Genomic DNA, 16,303 nt, shown 5'->3' with positions numbered 1-16,303 from the left:
CCCGACAAATTGCTGATGCGCAGATGCTTCGGGGATCACGTATGGATCAGTTAAGCTCAGCTTATCTTCTCGTTAAGACTACCTCATTGAATTCAGTTTGGGTTAGATCAAGTATTGGCCTGTAGGACGCCGAACAAGCACAACGATGCCAAGCGTGTCCACCAACTTGAGAAGACAACAAGTCCAATGACTCTCAGGAGAAAACAATGAAGTCTCTCGCCAAAAGCATCCTTGCTATTTCCCTTGTCTCCGGCGGCATTGCGGCTCATGCCCAGGCTGACGAACTGATCTTCGCCCACGGTGCCAACCCGGGTAACCCGCGCTACGAAGCGGCTCAGGTATTTGCCGCCATCGTGCCTTCCTGCTCTTCGGACCTGACCGTCAACGTCGCGCCTTCGGCCACCATGGGGGATGACGCCGAGATGCTGACGTCCGCCACCGCGGGCATTATCCAGATGAGCGCCAACTCCCAGGGCACTCTGGCCCAGATCGTGCCGGAAGTGGGGGCGCTGGGGCTGCCGTTCCTGTTCGAGAATGAGATGGCCGTCTGGCGGGTACTGGACGGCCCGATCGGCGACCAGCTGGACAAGAAGGCCCAGCAGTCCGGGCTCAAGATCGTGACTTTCTGGGACAACGGATTCCGCAATGTCACTCACGCGGACAAGTTCGTAAAGGAACCGTCCGACCTGGAAGGCATGAAGATCCGCACACCGCCGGATCAGGTCGCCATCGACATCTTCAAGGCCCTGGGCGCCAACCCCGCACCGCTGGCCTGGAGTGAGCTGCCGACGGCCCTGCGCAGCGGCACCTTCGACGGCCAGGAGAACCCACTGACCAACATCTATTCGGCCAAGCTTCACGAAATCACGCCCTACATCTCCATGACCGGCCACCAGTACCAGAGCACGCCGGTGGTGGCGGGCCTCGGCTGGTGGCAGTCCCTGTCCGACGAAGACCGCCAATGCGTTACCCAGGCCGCCAAGCAGGCCGGGTGGTACCAGCGCGGGCGCAACTACATCATGAATCAGGACCTGAAGACCGCCATCAAGAACGAGGGCGGACAATTCGCGGATGTGGACCGCGACGCATTTGTCGAAGCGACCGAATCCGTCTACAAGAAGTACGAAGAGGAAATGGGTAGTTTCGTCAGCGACCTGCGCAAAGCGGCGGACTAACCATGAATACTTTCGAGGTGTCTCCCGTGAACGTGGACGCACAGGCGGTGGCGGGGCGTAATCGCTCCGGCGCCGTCCGGGCCCTGATCCGGAAAGCGGCCGGTCTCATTAACCTGTCCGGGGCGGCGGTAGTCGTGGTGACGCTGGTGACCATGTTTGCGGCCATCCTGCTGAACGTGATCCTCCGCTACTTCTTCGACAGCGGCATCACCTGGGCCTATGAGATCCCGGCCATCCTGTTCCCCTGGTGCGTGGCCGGCGGTGTCGTGATGTCCGCCGCCCAGGGGCGGCACATTGCCGTCGACGTCATCATTGGCCTTCTGCCCGCGCCTCTGCGCCGGGTCCTGGCCATAGCCATCAACGTGTTTGTCAGCCTGGTGTCGGCCGGCGTCGTCTATTACTCGATGCCGATCATCAAGGCGTCGCAATTCAGCCGCCTGGCGGAAACTGGCATCCCCCAGATCTACGGGTACGCCAGCCTGGTGTATGCCTTTTCGATGGTCGCCGTCATCGGATTACTGACGGCCATTGACTACCTGAGCGGCCGCCGGGTTGATGCCGACGATCCGACAGCGACCAACTACAGCTAAGGCGGGAGAATAACAATGGCGTCTTTACTGATTTGGGTCTTCCCCATCCTGCTACTGATCTCGGTGCCTGTGGCGTTCGCGATGATCGGTGCATCCGGTATTGCCCTCCTGGTGGAAGGCAAGTCCCTGGCGGTGCTCGGGCAGCGCCTTTACACCCCAACCCAGAGCTTTCCCATGCTGGCCATCCCGTTCTTCATCCTGGCGGGCAGCCTGATGATGTCAGGCCGTTTCGGTGAGCACCTGGTGGCGTTCGCGAAACTGTTGGTCGGCCGCTTCCGCGGCGGCATGTGCCACGTCAGCGTCGTCGGCTCAGTCATGTTCGGTGGCGTTTCCGGCTCGGCGGTGGCCGATGCCTCCGCCCTGGGCAACGCGCTGATCCCGGTCCAGAAGAAGAGCGGTTATCCCGCGGGCTTTGCCGCGGCGGTCAACGCGTCGTCGTCGACGGTGTCGGTGCTGATTCCGCCTTCGATTCCCCTGATTCTCTACGGCCTGGTGTCCAACACCTCGATCATCGACCTGTTCGTGGCAGGTATCATCCCCGGGGTTCTGCTGGGCGTCGGCATGCTGGCGCTGACCTGGTTCTCGGCCATGCGGCGGGGCTTTCCGCCCTCGCCGGTCGAAGGCGGCTGGAAGAAGTGGAAATCCGAGCTCAAGCACGCCTTCCCGGCCCTGCTGATGCCCGTCTTCGTGATCGGCACCCTGCGATTCGGCATTGCCACGCCAACCGAAGTTAGCGTCATGGCCGTCGGCTATGCACTGATCGTCGGCTCCGTGGTCTACCGGGACATGAGCTGGTCCGGCATCCTCCGCGCCCTTCTGGAAACCGGTGTGATGACCGGCGCCGTCATGGTCATCATCATGGCGTCTTCGGTGATCCAGTGGATCCTGACCCTGGAGCAGGTTCCCCAGGAGCTGGCCACGTGGGTAACGGCATCCCTGTCCGATCCCTGGAAGGTCATCCTGGCCATGAACATCATCATGCTGCTGGTCGGCACCTTCCTCGACCTGCCAGCGGCAGTGCTCCTGCTCGGGCCACTGTTTACCGGCATTGCCGCTTCCATCGGGCTGGATCCGGTGCAACTGGGTCTGATGATGGTGGTCAATCTGGCGATAGGCCTCTATACGCCGCCGGTGGGCACCACGCTGTACATTTCTTCCACCATCGCCAAGACCTCAGTCGGGAGCGTGGTCAAAGAGCTGGGCCCATTCTATCTGCTGGCCATTACGATCCTGGCGCTGATCAGTTACGTGCCGGCCCTGACCCTGTACTGACCGGAACAGCCGCTGAATGGACTGACCGAATCGCTCCGGAGCGATGACACAACCACGCCGGCACAGCCGGCGTGGTTTTATTTTCGGGGCGTGATGTTGTTGAACACGTCCAGCGTGCTGTTAGCGGTCATGTTGTGCTCCTTGAGAAACGCCAGCATGACCCGCTCGTGCTCTTCCGCTTCCGCCAGGAGCCAGTTCTTGAAGACCTGCACCAGCTTGCGACTCTGATGGCGGCTGGGGCTGACGATCCAGTAGGCGGGGAAGCGCACCACATCCAGGGTCGGCGCGAGCGGAACCAGCGAGCCGTCGAACAGCTCCTTGCGTGCCAGTGTCGTGGCTTCAAGCACCACCCCGATGTCATTGACCGCTTGCTCCAGCGCCATGGAGGACCGATCAAAGCGCAGCGCCGCCGATTTCGAGGACCGGGAGATCCGCTGGGCCGCCAGCCAGTTGTCCCACTGGATGACCGCCTTGACGCTGTCGATCAGTCGGGCGTTGCACAGCATTTCACGGTCGTCGCCGCCGTACTCTTCACGCAGCATATCGCGATACGCCGGACTGCACATCGGCATGACGTAGTCCGACAGAACCAACTCGCAGTGCAGCCCTTCCCACGTCGCCGGCCCGTAGCGGATATCGAAATCCACCACTTCGCGATCGAAATTGGAGGGATCGGGACTGGCATCAATGCGCAGATCCCACTCCGGATTCTGGCGGATGAACCCAGCCAGACGCGGCCCCAGCCACCGCACTGCGAAGCTGGGCATCATCCGGATGATCAGCTGATGGCTCTCGCGCTGCCGGGAAATGGTCTGTCGTGCGTTGCGCAGCAGGCCAAAAGCTGACGTCGCCGCGGTAAACAGCTGCTCCCCTTCCAGCGTCAGGCTCAGTTGCCGCTTGTCCCGGCGAAACAGGCTGACACCCAGAACCTCCTCCAGCAACTTGATCTGCTGACTGACCGCCGAAGGCGACACCTTGAGGTCGTCGGCCGCCCGGGCCACCCGTCCATGCCTGGCCACCGCTTCGAAGTAAATCATGCCGTTCAGGCTGGGGTCTCGAGACATCGTTCAACCAACTTGTTTTGTCTTTGTTTTCAGTACATTGCCGAGCCACCAGCGAGGCCCGGCCGGTTTGTTAAGTATAGGTTAACAGACGCTTAAGATCATCTGATTGAACAAAAAGGGCGTCAGATAGACATTGATAGTCGTCATTACGCAAAGGCCGAATCGAACCATACCCGGCAATAAAACAAGAGATATCGACATGACTATTACTGCAACCAGTGACGCCAATATCAGTCTCGCGGAGCGGGCCTGGAATATACGTCATAAATCCCTGCGCATGGGCGCCGTCCAGAAACAGGGCTATGTCGGCCAGGCACTCGGCGTATCGGACGTTCTCGCCGTTTCCTACTTCCACGCCATGAATTACCGACCGGACGATCCCGAATGGGAAGGCCGCGATCGCTACCTGCTGTCCATCGGACACTACGCCATCGCCCTCTACGCCGTGCTGCTGGAGGCAGGCGTCCTGCCGGAGTTCGAGCTGGAAACCTACGGCACCGACGACAGCCGCCTGCCGATGTCCGGCATGGCCTCCTACACACCGGGCATGGAAATCACCGGCGGCTCGCTGGGCCACGGTCTGGGAATCGGCGTCGGCATGGCGCTGGGCCTGAAACGCAAGCAGTCAGGGTCTTTCATCTACAACCTGATGTCGGACGGCGAGCTGAACGAGGGCTCCACCTGGGAAGCGGCCATGTCCGCCAGCCACCACAAGCTGGACAACCTCATCTGCATCGTCGATTTCAACGACCAGCAGGCCGACGGGCCATCCACCCAGACACTCTCATCCGAGCCCTTGCAGGACAAGTGGGAAGCCTTTGGCTGGTACACCCAGCGCGTGGACGGAAACGACATCGATGCCCTGGTCGAAGCGTTCGATAACGCCCGTTATCTCGACGAGCCCAAGCCCCGCGTCATCATCTGCAACACCAGGATGTGTAAAGGCGTTCCTTTCCTGGAGGAACGTGAAATCACGCATTTCGTGCGCGTGGAATCCGATGAGTGGGATCTCGCCCTGAACGTTCTTGAGGAGGGTAAGCCGTTATGACATTGAGCAGACGTGGATCAAAGTGGGAACCAAGACACCCGGTGGACGCCGACAAACGCCAGCTCACCTCGGCCATGATTGCCTCGCTGTCGGCAGACGGCATGCCAACCAGGGCGGCGCCTTTCGGTCACGCCCTGGTCGACATCGCCAAACAGCGTGACGATGTGATCGGCCTGTCCGCCGACCTCGCCAAATACACCGACCTGCACGTATTCGCCCAGGCCTATCCGGAGCGTTTCTACCAGATGGGGATGGCCGAGCAGGTCATGATCAGCGCTGCCGCCGGCCTGGCCAAAGAAGGTTTTACGCCCTTCGCCACGACCTATGCGGTTTTCGCCTCCCGGCGTGCCTATGACTTCATCTGCATGGCCATTGCCGAGGACAACCTGAACGTGAAGATCGTCTGTGGCCTGCCGGGCCTGACCACCGGCTACGGTCCCAGCCACCAGGCCACCGACGACCTGGCCATCTTCCGTGGCATGCCCAACCTGACCATCGTCGACCCGTGCGACGCGCTGGACACCGAACAGGCCACCCACGCCATCGCCGACTACAACGGGCCGGTCTACATGCGGCTGCTGCGGGGCAAGGTGCCGTCGGTACTGCACGAGCATGAGAACTACCAGTTCGAGCTGGGCAAGGCCAAGTTACTGCGCGACGGCAAGGACGTTCTGTTCGTCTCCTCGGGCTTCATGACCATGCGCACCCTGGAAGCCGCCGAAGCCCTGGCCAAAGACGGCGTCGATGTCGGCGTTCTGCATACCCCGACCATCAAGCCCCTGGACGAGGCCACCCTGCTGGAGCACTGCCGCAAGCCGGGCCGTCTGGTCATCACGGCGGAAAACCATTCGGTGATCGGCGGCCTGGGCGAAGCGGTTGCCAGCACGTTGATGCGTAACGCGGTGACGCCGGCCTTCCGGCAGATCGCGCTGCCGGACGAGTTCCTGGATGCCGGCGCCCTGCCCGTCCTGCACGACCAGTATGGCATCTCCACCGAGGCCGTAATCCGCCAGACCAAGGCCTGGCTGGGCTGAACGAGCGTCCCGCAACAAAGACAACCGGAACCACACCCCAACAACGACAAGAGAGTGAGAACACTATGAGTATCCTGAGCGGAAAGTTTGCCGTCGTCACCGGCGCAGCCTCCAAGAACGGCCTGGGTAAGGCCACCGCCAAACTGTTTGCCGAACATGGCGCCACGGTGGCCATCCTGGATCTGGACCAGCAAGCGGCGGAAGACGCCGCGCGGGATCTGGGCGAGCAGCACGTGGGCCTGGCCTGCAACGTCACCGACAGGGAAAACTGCCTGACCGCCATCCAGACCCTGATCGACCGCTGGGGCCAGATCGACATCCTGGTCAACAACGCCGGCATCACCCAGCCGGTGCGCCTGCTGGACATCGAACCCCAGAACTACGACGCCGTACTGGATGTAAACCTGCGCGGCACGCTGTACATGAGCCAGGCCGTGATTCCCCACATGCAGGCGCGCCATGGCGGCTCCATCGTCAACATCTCGTCCGTGTCCGCCCAGCGTGGCGGCGGCGTGTTCGGCGGCCCGCACTACTCGGCGGCCAAAGCCGGGGTACTGGGCCTGACCAAGGCCACGGCCCGGGATTTCGCACCGGACAACATCCGCGCCAACGCTGTGTGTCCGGGCTTTATCGCCACCGACATCACCGCCGGCAAGATGACCGAGGAGATGAATACCAAAGTGCTGGCGGGCATCCCCATGGGCCGCGCGGGCAAGGCTGACGAAGTGGCCGGTTGCTGCCTGTTCCTGGCTTCGGATCTGTCCAGTTACGTCACGGGTTCGGAAGTCGATGTAAACGGTGGCTCACTGATCCACTGATCCATCGTTCTTCGACCAGGAAATCACAATCTCCTTCGACGGTCTGTCACACCAGACGTCCTGGGTTGGCAATGCCATCCTCCTTTTGGCCGGAGTTCCGCTTCGGCCTTTTTTATGTCCCGCAGCCCAAACCCAACGGGTCTTTGGGAGCCTCCGACAATATTAAGGACAGCTTAAAAGACACTTAAGAGCACATGATTGAGTTGGTTCACGCAAACCCATAACAATAAATCCAACGATCTTCTTTCGGATCAAATACCAACAACGAAAAACAAATCCATCTCGGAGAACACATCAAAGTAACGCTTCTGTTTATTCCCGATTCCGGGAAATAGATCAGTGCCTGGATATATCGAACAACAAACGCCTGACGATTGAATCATCTTCATGCAACGGCCCGATGCCGGCCGATCTGACAATCCGGACAGACAGGATCACAACAATGACACGTATCGTTTTTCTGGACCGTGAAACCATTGGCCCCACCGTCAACCTGAACCGCCCCCTCGCCGAACACGATTGGGTGTGTTACGACGCCACCACCGAAGACCAGGTCGTCGAACGGCTCAGGGGTGCGGACGTTGCCATTACCAACAAGGTGCCGCTGCGTCGTGCGACCCTGGAGCAGCTCCCGGACCTGAAGTTCATTACCGTGGCCGCCACCGGCTACGACGTGATTGATACCGCCGCCTGCACCGAACTCGGCATCACTGTGTCCAACGTCCGCGGCTATGCGGTCAACACCGTCCCCGAGCACACCATGGCCCTGATCCTCGCACTGCGTCGCTCCCTGGTCGGCTACCGACAGGATGTGATCGATGGCCAGTGGCAGGCAGCCGGCCAGTTCTGTTTTTTCAATCACCCAATTCGCGACCTGCGTGGCTCGAAGATTGGCATCATCGGCGCCGGCGTGCTCGGACGCAGCGTGGCGCAGCTGGCCGAAGGATTCGGCATGATTCCGCTGTATGCCGAGCACAAAGGCAGGAGCGGCATGGGCGAGCTCTACACCCCGTTCGACGAGATGCTGGAAACCGCCGACATCATCACCCTGCACGCGCCGCTGACCGACGAAACCCGGGACGTCCTTGGCCTGCCGGAATTCCGCAAGATGAAGCGCAAACCGCTGATCATCAACACCGGCCGGGGCGGACTGGTCAATGAAGCGGACCTGGTCACGGCCCTGGACGAAGGCTTGATTGCCGGTGCCGGCTTCGACGTGCTGACCCAGGAGCCACCGCGGGACGATAACCCGCTGCTGAGCATTCTGGAACGTCCCAATTTCATCCTGACTCCGCATGTCGCCTGGGCCAGCGAGGAGGCCATGCAGGCCCTCTGGCAGCAGGTGGTCGACAGCATCGACGCGTTCCTCGACGACGCCCCGATCCGTTGCGTCGTATACCCCGAACGCTGTGGCGCCGCCTGAACCGCAAGGGAGTGAAGCCATGAGCGTACTCCTGGGCTGTATTGCCGACGACCTGACCGGTGCCACCGACCTGGCCGGTTTTCTCCGGGATGCCGGCATGCGGCCCCTGCTGCTGACCGGACTGCCGCAAGAACCGCCGGCCGTGGATGACGCCGACGCCGTCATCATCGCCCTGAAGTCCAGGACCCAGGCACCGCCCCGGGCCGTGGCCAGCAGCCTGGCGGCGCTGGAATGCCTGCAGGGCATCGGCTGCGGGCAGTACTACTTCAAGTACGGCTCCACCTTCGACTCGACGGATCAGGGCAACATCGGGCCCGTACTGGATGCCCTGCTTGACCGGCTGGGGGAGGACATCACCGTCGCCTGCCCGGCCCTGCCGGTAAACGGCCGCACCCAGTACCTGGGCCACTTGTTCGTCAACGGCCGACCGCTCAACGAAAGCGGCATGGAGCAGCATCCCCTCAACCCGATGACCGACGCCTGCCTGGTGCGGGTCCTGGATCGACAGACCCGCGGGCGCGTCGGGTTGGTGGATCATCACCGCGTGGAACAGGGCGCCGGCGCCATCGCCGAAACCCTCTCATACCTGCGCCGCGACGGCGTCCGTTACGCGCTGGTTGACACCCTGTGCCAGAAGGATCTGGCCACCATCGGTGCAGCCTGCGCTGACCTGCGCCTGGTCACCGGCGGCTCGGGACTGGCCGGTGGCCTGGCCGCGTATTTCCGCTCCCGCGGCTGGCTTGAGCAAGGGAGCGCTTCAACCAACGGGCCGCCCGTTGCCGGTGCCGGGGTGATTCTCTCCGGCAGCTGTTCCCGGCGCACCCGGGAACAGGTTCGCGCGTACCGGCAGTCTTCGCCTTCCCTGCACATCACGCCCGAGCGCATCGCCAGCGGCGAACAGACCGCCGCGATGGTGATCGACTGGTTCCACGCGCACTGCACGGACGACGTCACACCGATGGTCTACGCCAGCGCCGAGCCGGAGCAAGTGACCCGGAGCCAGCAGGCGCTGGGTACCGAACGTGCCGGAGAGCTACTGGAATCGCTGCTGGGCGAGGTCGCGGCCGGCCTGTCGTCCCGGGGCGTCCGGAAATTCATTGTCGCCGGCGGCGAGACGTCCGGCGCGGTGATTCGCGCCCTCGGCGTCCAATCGCTGCGGATTGACGACAGCATCGCCCCGGGCGTCCCCGCAACGCGCACGCTGGAGCCGGACTGTCGCGTGCTGGTGCTGAAATCCGGCAATTTCGGCGATCCCGACTTCTTCCGGGAAGCGATAAGGAGACTGCAGTGAGCAAGCACATCGAGCCCCTGAAACAGGCCATGGTGGACGCCGGGCGATCCCTGTTCGAACGGGGGCTGACCGGCGGCACGTCCGGCAATCTCAGCATCCGGGTGGGCGATGAGTGGCTGGTCACACCCACCAACAGCTGCCTGGGCGAACTCACACCCAGTGACATCTCGCACCTGGACGGCTCAGGTCGCCTGCTGGCCGGCAAGCCACCGTCCAAGGAGCTGGCGCTGCACCAGGCTTTCCTGTCACTCCGGCCGGACGATCAGGCCGTGGTTCACCTGCATTCCACGTACGGCACAGCCTGGTCCTGTCTGACGCATCCGGATCCCGGCAACGTCCTGCCGCCGCTGACCCCCTACGCCATCATGCGGCTGGGCCAGGTGGCTCTGCTGCCCTACCGCCGTCCCGGCGACCCGCGCATGGCCGAGGATATAACCCGGGTGGCGGCCGGGCACCGCGCAGTCCTGCTGGCCAATCACGGTCCGCTGGTGGCCGGCAGGGATCTGGCGGCCGCGCAGTCCGCCATCGAGGAACTGGAAGCCACCGCACGGCTGGCCCTGGTGCTGCGCGATGAACACCCCCGACTGCTCGATCACGACCAGATTCGGGAGCTGGAAACCACCTTCGGCAACAGCAACACCACAGGACACGTATCCCAATGAAGATTCTGATTGCGCCCGACTCATTCAAGGAGAGCCTCAGCGCCAGGGACGCCGCCAGGGCGATCGCCGAGGGCTTCCGGACGGTGATGCCGGACGCCGAGCTGGTGGAACTGCCCGTTGGCGACGGCGGCGAAGGCACCACTGAGGCCATGCTGTCGGCATCCGGCGGAAACTGGTTTACGGAAACCGTTACGGACCCGCTGGGTAACCCCGTGCAAGCCCGTTGGGCCATGCTCGGCGACCGCCGCACCGCCGTGATCGAATGCGCCGCGGCTTCGGGACTGGCCTTGGTGCCGCCGGAGGCGCGGGATGCCCGCCTAACTACCACACGAGGTACCGGCGAGCTGATCCGCGCCGCCCTCGATCAGGGTGCCAGTCGCTTCGTCATCGCCCTGGGCGGCAGCGCCACCAACGATGCCGGCGCCGGTCTGCTGCAGGCGCTGGGAGCCCGCCTGCTCGACGCCAACGGTAACGACCAGCCACCGGGCGGTGGCGTCCTTGAGCATCTGGACCGAATCGACCTCGACGCACTCGATCCCAGACTGGCCAACGTCAGCTTCAGCGTCGCCTGCGACGTCGACAACCCGCTGGTGGGCGACAACGGCGCTTCGGCGATCTTCGGCCCCCAGAAGGGGGCGGATGCCGCCGCGGTTCAGCACCTGGACCGCTGCCTGGACCGGTTCGCCGACGTCGCACTCGCCACCACGGGCATCGCCCTGCGCGATGAGCCGGGTGCCGGCGCGGCGGGCGGACTGGGCGCCGCTTTCCTGGGCTTCTTTAACGCCGAGCTGCGGCCCGGCATCGATATCGTACTGGATACCCTGACCTTCGAACGTCATTTAAGGAACGCCGACCTGGTGGTGACCGGAGAGGGCTGCCTGGATGGTCAGACGGTCCGCGGGAAAACACCGGTCGGCGTCAGTCGACGGGCCCTGCGCGCGGGCGTTCCCACCATCGCCCTGGCCGGCGCCGTGAATGACGGTGCCGACGTGCTGTTCGACCACGGCATCGTGGCGGTTCATAGCATCGTGCGCGGGGTGACCACCCTGGCCGACGCCCTGGAAAACGCTGAAGACAATCTGCGGTTTGCGGCCAGAAACCTGGCCGCAACCTGGTGTGCCACTGTCTCCGCGGCCGGAGACCCCAATGGAAGACACGAACCATGACAACAACCGATTCCAAGAGCCTCGCCAACGCCATCCGCTTCCTGTCCATCGACGCCATCGTCAAAGCCGGTGAGGGCCATCAGGGCGTGCCGCTGGGCATGGCGGAAATCGCCACCGCCCTGTTCACACGCCACCTGAAATTCAATCCCGCCGATCCCACCTGGCCGGACCGCGACCGCGTCGTGCTGTCCAACGGCCACGGGTCGATGCTGCTGTATTCGCTGCTCTACCTGACCGGCTACGAGAAAATCGGCCTGGAACAGATCCGGACGTTCCGTGAACTGGGCTCCCATTGCGCCGGGCACCCGGAGTTCGATCCGGAATGCGGCATCGAAGTCACCACCGGACCGCTCGGGCAAGGCATCTGCAACGCACTGGGCATGGCGGTGACCGAGGCCTCGCTGCGCGCCCAGTTCGGCGAGGAGCTGGTCGATCACTACACCTATGCCTTTGTCGGCGATGGTTGCCTGCAGGAAGGTATGGGTCAGGAAATGATCTCACTGGCGGGTCACCTGCAGCTGGGCAAACTGGTCCTGTTCTGGGACGACAACCGCATCACCGATGATGGCGACACCAGCCTGGCCATCAGCGAGGATGTCGCCGGTCGCTTCCGCATGGCCCACTGGCAGGTCATCGAGGTGGACGGCCACGACCTGGAAGCGGTCTCGGCCGCCATCACCGAGGCCCGGAACGATCCGCGCCCGTCGATGATCGCCTGCCGCACCGTGATCGGCTACGGCGTGCCCCGGGTTCAGGGGACGCGGGGCGGGCACAGCGCCCGGCTGCATCCGGAAGACTCGGTGGCTGCACGGAAACTGCTGGACTGGCCCCACCAGGCGTTTTCCATTCCACAGGATGTGCTGGCTGAATGGCGAGCCGCCGGCCAGCGCAGCGACCACGCCCACGCCGCCTGGCAACAACGCATCGCTGCCACGCCCGACGATCAGCGTGAGGAATTCCAGCGCCGGTTGGAGGGACGGCTCCCGACGGGTTGGGACACCGTCCTCCACGACTACAAGCAGCGGGTGATGGAAGAAAACCGACCCCGACCGGGGATCGCCTCCTCCGCCGAGATCAACGACCTGCTGGTGGAGGTCCTGCCGGAACGCATCGTCGCCTGCGCCGACCTGGAGGCGCCCACCTCCCATAAACGCAGCCTGAACGCGTTCACCGCAAACGACCGCCGTGGCGGTTACATCCATTGCGGCGTACGCGAGCACATGATGGGCGCCATGGCCAACGGCATCGCCGCCCACGGCGGCGCCATCCCGCTGTCGGTCACCTACCTGGCATTCTCCGATTACCAGCGCGGGGCCATGCGCATGGCGGCGCTGATGGGGCTGCCGGTGAAGTATGTGTTCAGTCACGACTCCATCGGCGTCGGCAAGAACGGCCCGACCCACCAGCCGGTGGAGATCCTGGCGTCGCTGCGCGCCATGCCCAACATGGCGGTTTTCCGGCCGGCGGATGCGGTGGAAGCGGCCGAATGCTGGCAGGCGGCCCTGGAACATACCGCCGGCCCCAGCACGCTGGCGTTTGCCAAGCAGGACCTGCCGCTGGTGAGACAGTCGTACCACGGCGAAAACCGCTCCCGTCGCGGCGCCTATATCCTGGCTGAGGCCGAGGGCGGCCGGCGCGCCGTCACCCTGCTGGCCACCGGGTCGGAGGTCGCTGTGGCCGTCGCCGCCCGTGATGAACTCCAACGCCGGGGCACACCCACGGCCGTGGTCTCCATGCCCTGCTGGGAGCTCTTCGAACAGCAGGGCGCTGACTATCGTGAGCAAGTGCTGGGCAGCGGCGCGGTGCGTGTCGGAGTGGAAGCGGCGCTGCGTTTCGGCTGGGACCGCTATCTGGACAATGGCGGGTTCGTGGGCATGACCGGCTTCGGCGATTCCGGGCCGGCGGATGAACTCTATGCGCGTTTCAACATTACAGCGGACGCTGTGGTCGCGGAAGCGCTGACGTGTCTGGAACAGGTCGGGTAGCGCCGATCGCGCCGCCCGTCATGGATCCGGGCCACCGGTCAGTGGCCCGGATCAACCGCCCTACCAGTAAATCCCCCGCATGATCGCCGCAAAGGCCACCTGCTCGGTGGAAACTTTCGGCTTGTCCCGGCTGCGGCTGCCCGCGGCGGCGGGCGAGTCCGGGAACATGCGGTAGCCTGTGTTCATCACGATCTCGCCCATCTTCGGCGCCAGGGCGTGCAGCACCTGCGCGAAGACGCCCAGCCGGGTGGCGATGCGCTTGGGCCGGTGGATGATGGCTTCCGCCACCATGTCCGCGGCCTCGTCCGGCGTCAGCGTCGGCACCTGGTCGTAGATCTTGGTGGGTGCGATCATCGGCGTTTTCACCAGCGGCATGTTGATGGTGGTGAAGGTGACGTTGCGGTCGGACCACTCGGCCGCGGCACAGCGGCTGAACGCATCCAGCGCCGACTTGGACGCCACGTACGCGGAGAACCGCGGGGCGTTGGTCAGCACGCCAATGGACGAGATGTTGACGATGTGGCCGCGCCGCTGCTCCAGCATCGACGGGGCGAAGCCCATGATCAGGCGCACCGAGCCGAAGTAGTTCAGCTGCATGGTGCGTTCGAAATCGTGGAAACGGTCAAACGACAGATCCAGCGAGCGTCGGATGGACCGGCCGGCGTTGTTGACCAGCACGTCCACATGGCCGTGGTTGTCGAGCACCGTCCGCACGAACTCGTCGCACTGGTCCATTTCCGAGAAGTCACAGCGGTAGGCGTGAACGCTGGCGCCGCGAGCCTCCAACTGCTCCGCTACTTCCTTCAGGCGCTCCGGCTTGCGCGCACCAATCACCAGGATCGCGCCGGCATCCGCCAGCTTCTGGGCGGTGGCCAGGCCAATGCCCGAGGTCGCGCCGGTGATCACGCAGACCCGCCCTTCGACGGTGCCGCGCAGGGTACGGTCCTTGAACAGGTCCGGGTCCAGATGGCGCTCCCAGTAGTCCCAGATCACCGGCGCATAGTCCGCCAGGCGCGGTACCTCGATGCCCGTATCCTTGAGCACGCGTTCGGTCTCGCGGGCGTCGAAGCGCGTCGGGTAATTGAGGAAGGACAGTACCGACGGCGGGATGCCCATGTCGTCCAGTACCGCGGTGGTCAGGCGTTTGACCGGGGGCAGGTTCTTCAGGCTCTGGCGGATGAATGGCGGCACGAAACCGAACATGCGGCTGTCCACGCGCATGGCCATGCGCGGCGCGTGGCCGGCCTCGCAGAAGATATTGAGGATCTCGCCCATCTTGTGGGGATCGCTGTCCACCAGGTGGAAGCAGTTGCCGTCCTCCCCCTCAAGGTGAGCAATGTGATCCAGCGCCGCCACGACATAATCCACCGGCACGATATTGAGTCGGCCGCCTTCCAGACCGATGGTGGGCACCCATTGCGGCAGCGCCGCACGGATCTTCTGGATCATTTTGAAGAAGTAGTAAGGCCCGTCCACCTTGTCCATCTCGCCGGTCCCGGAATGGCCGATCACCATCCCCGGACGGTAGATGCGGAACGGAATCGTGCACTCGTAACGCACCACCCGCTCGGCGTCGTGTTTGGTCTGCAGGTAGGGATGCTCCAGATGCTCCGCCTCTTCGAACATGTCCTCGCGGAAGGTGCCCTTGAACATCCCGGCAGCGGCGATGGAAGAGACGTGATGGAAGCAACCCGCCCCCATCGCAGCGGCGGCAGCGACCGCCTGGTGGGTGCCGTCAATGTTGGCGGCGCGCTGGGCGTCGTCGTCGGCGCCCATGTCGTACAGCGCGGCCAGGTGGAAGAAATGGTCGATACGGCCCTTGAGGCTTTTCATCACCTCTGGCGCGATGCCCAGCTCCGGCGACGTGAGATCCCCCACCACGGCCTGCAGACGGGAATCGTCCACCCTGAGGCGCTCGCGCAGCCGGTCGATCTTGTCGAGGGACTGCTCCCGCACCAACAGGTGCACCGTGCCGCCCCGCTGCAGCAGTTTCTCTACCAGAAACCGGCCGATGAAACCGGTTCCCCCCGTCAGGAAGTACTCCATAGGTTGCCCATCCATTCTTGTGGTGCTTATTGTCCGGAGCCAGGGCGCGAGCCGACCGGCTCCCTTTGTTTGTGTCTGCTCACCCGGCTACAGGACACCGGGTTGATCGCAGTTTACGCAATGCCGGGTTGAGAGTAATGTGATTTATTAGAGCTTTTACTCCGTAGTTAACTGTTTTTATTAGAATCTTAACTCTAATAGCAGAAAGGAAAACCGCGGTACCTGAGCGGTCGGAGACGGGGCCCCGAAGCTCTCAGGCGGCTCAGAACAAGCCTAGCACAGGCCTTGCCACCTGCCCGCTCGAGGATGATCCGGCGGTGCTGTCCCGATTTTTCCGGACGGGCATAGGCAGCGTCGGAATGCGGTGAGATAATCCGCCCCTTTGAACTTTTCAGGAGTCCTCCATGTCAGAGCATGACGCCAATTCCGAGCGCTACATCAAGATTGCCCGGGCCTGCCTGCGCGCCATCAATGACGCCGGTACCAGCAGCGACGATCGCGAGCAGAAGATCCAGCAGGTGTACCAGGCCATTGATGAAGCCTTCCAGGCGGAGCTGACCGAGTACCAGCAATCCCTGGCTGTCATGGGCTCGGTACTGGAACGCATTGCCTCCGGCGAACTCAGTGCCGACGCGGCGGCCGAGCTGGCCCGCAAAACCATCGCAGGCTCCGGCCACAACGTCAGCAGCCGCCCCATCCACTGAGACACCGGGGTTCCAACCAGACCCG

The 16,303-nt window shown here is 63.5% G+C and carries 14 protein-coding genes; 12 read left to right on the top strand and 2 right to left on the bottom strand.

Translation table 11 applies throughout. The features are described from left to right. Positions 1–206 precede the first annotated feature (206 nt). The 3 genes from GQB00_RS01075 to GQB00_RS01065 are packed head-to-tail and all read left to right on the top strand — an operon-like array spanning position 207 to position 3,037. Positions 207–1,175, top strand: coding sequence for a TRAP transporter substrate-binding protein (locus tag GQB00_RS01075; protein WP_165854937.1), 969 nt, complete (start codon positions 207–209; stop codon positions 1,173–1,175). Positions 1,176–1,177: 2 nt separating this feature from the next. Further along, on the top strand, positions 1,178–1,765 hold the full coding sequence (locus GQB00_RS01070) for a TRAP transporter small permease (protein ID WP_165854936.1): 588 nt from the start codon (positions 1,178–1,180) through the stop codon (positions 1,763–1,765). Between the two features lie 15 nt (positions 1,766–1,780). Further along, positions 1,781–3,037, top strand: a complete 1,257-nt coding sequence (locus GQB00_RS01065) for a TRAP transporter large permease (protein ID WP_165854935.1) — start codon at positions 1,781–1,783, stop codon at positions 3,035–3,037. Positions 3,038–3,114: 77 nt separating this feature from the next. On the opposite strand, the gene GQB00_RS01060 is transcribed toward GQB00_RS01065, so the two are convergent. Beyond that, the gene (locus GQB00_RS01060) at positions 3,115–4,101 is read right to left on the bottom strand and encodes a LysR family transcriptional regulator (RefSeq protein WP_165854934.1); all 987 of its coding nucleotides are present in this window, start codon (positions 4,099–4,101) and stop codon (positions 3,115–3,117) included. Between the two features lie 199 nt (positions 4,102–4,300). Between GQB00_RS01060 and GQB00_RS01055 the strand changes: the two genes are divergently transcribed. The 8 genes from GQB00_RS01055 (at position 4,301) to tkt (ending at position 13,528) form a co-directional block, all read left to right on the top strand. After that, positions 4,301–5,149 carry a transketolase gene (locus tag GQB00_RS01055; RefSeq protein ID WP_165854933.1) on the top strand — a complete coding sequence of 283 codons (849 nt, stop codon included), beginning with the start codon at positions 4,301–4,303 and terminating at the stop codon, positions 5,147–5,149. Continuing rightward, entirely contained in the window at positions 5,146–6,183 is a 1,038-nt protein-coding gene (locus GQB00_RS01050; protein WP_165854932.1) for a transketolase family protein, read from the top strand. Before GQB00_RS01055 ends, GQB00_RS01050 begins: the two co-directional genes overlap by 4 nt. Before the next feature lie 65 nt (positions 6,184–6,248). Then, on the top strand, positions 6,249–7,001 hold the full coding sequence (locus tag GQB00_RS01045; protein WP_165854931.1) for an SDR family NAD(P)-dependent oxidoreductase: 753 nt from the start codon (positions 6,249–6,251) through the stop codon (positions 6,999–7,001). Positions 7,002–7,443: 442 nt separating this feature from the next. Then, a complete protein-coding gene (locus GQB00_RS01040; RefSeq protein WP_165854930.1) occupies positions 7,444–8,424 on the top strand; it encodes a D-2-hydroxyacid dehydrogenase in 981 nt (326 codons plus the stop codon). A 19-nt stretch (positions 8,425–8,443) separates the two neighbouring features. Further along, positions 8,444–9,715 (top strand): 3-oxo-tetronate kinase, encoded by a 1,272-nt coding sequence (gene otnK, locus GQB00_RS01035; protein WP_165854929.1) that lies wholly within the window; start codon positions 8,444–8,446, stop codon positions 9,713–9,715. Beyond that, the gene (locus GQB00_RS01030; protein WP_323127225.1) at positions 9,712–10,377 is read left to right on the top strand and encodes an aldolase; all 666 of its coding nucleotides are present in this window, start codon (positions 9,712–9,714) and stop codon (positions 10,375–10,377) included. Before otnK ends, GQB00_RS01030 begins: the two co-directional genes overlap by 4 nt. Further along, the gene (locus GQB00_RS01025) at positions 10,374–11,543 is read left to right on the top strand and encodes a glycerate kinase (protein WP_165854928.1); all 1,170 of its coding nucleotides are present in this window, start codon (positions 10,374–10,376) and stop codon (positions 11,541–11,543) included. The genes GQB00_RS01030 and GQB00_RS01025 overlap by 4 nt, the downstream gene beginning before the upstream one ends. Next, complete coding sequence (gene tkt / locus GQB00_RS01020; protein ID WP_165854927.1) at positions 11,540–13,528, top strand: transketolase; 1,989 nt, start codon at positions 11,540–11,542, stop codon at positions 13,526–13,528. Before GQB00_RS01025 ends, tkt begins: the two co-directional genes overlap by 4 nt. 60 nt (positions 13,529–13,588) lie before the next feature. Here tkt and GQB00_RS01015 read toward each other — a convergent pair whose 3' ends face one another. Next, positions 13,589–15,574, bottom strand: a complete 1,986-nt coding sequence (locus tag GQB00_RS01015; RefSeq protein WP_165854926.1) for an SDR family oxidoreductase — start codon at positions 15,572–15,574, stop codon at positions 13,589–13,591. Positions 15,575–15,978: 404 nt separating this feature from the next. On the opposite strand from GQB00_RS01015, the gene GQB00_RS01010 reads away from it, so the two are divergent. After that, positions 15,979–16,278 (top strand): hypothetical protein, encoded by a 300-nt coding sequence (locus GQB00_RS01010; RefSeq protein WP_165854925.1) that lies wholly within the window; start codon positions 15,979–15,981, stop codon positions 16,276–16,278. The last annotated feature ends 25 nt before the right edge of the window (positions 16,279–16,303 follow it).

Source organism: Marinobacter sp. JSM 1782161 (assembly GCF_011421605.1).
Lineage (GTDB): Bacteria > Pseudomonadota > Gammaproteobacteria > Pseudomonadales > Oleiphilaceae > Marinobacter_A > Marinobacter_A bohaiensis.
This window is presented reverse-complemented; position numbering and strand designations above follow the sequence as displayed.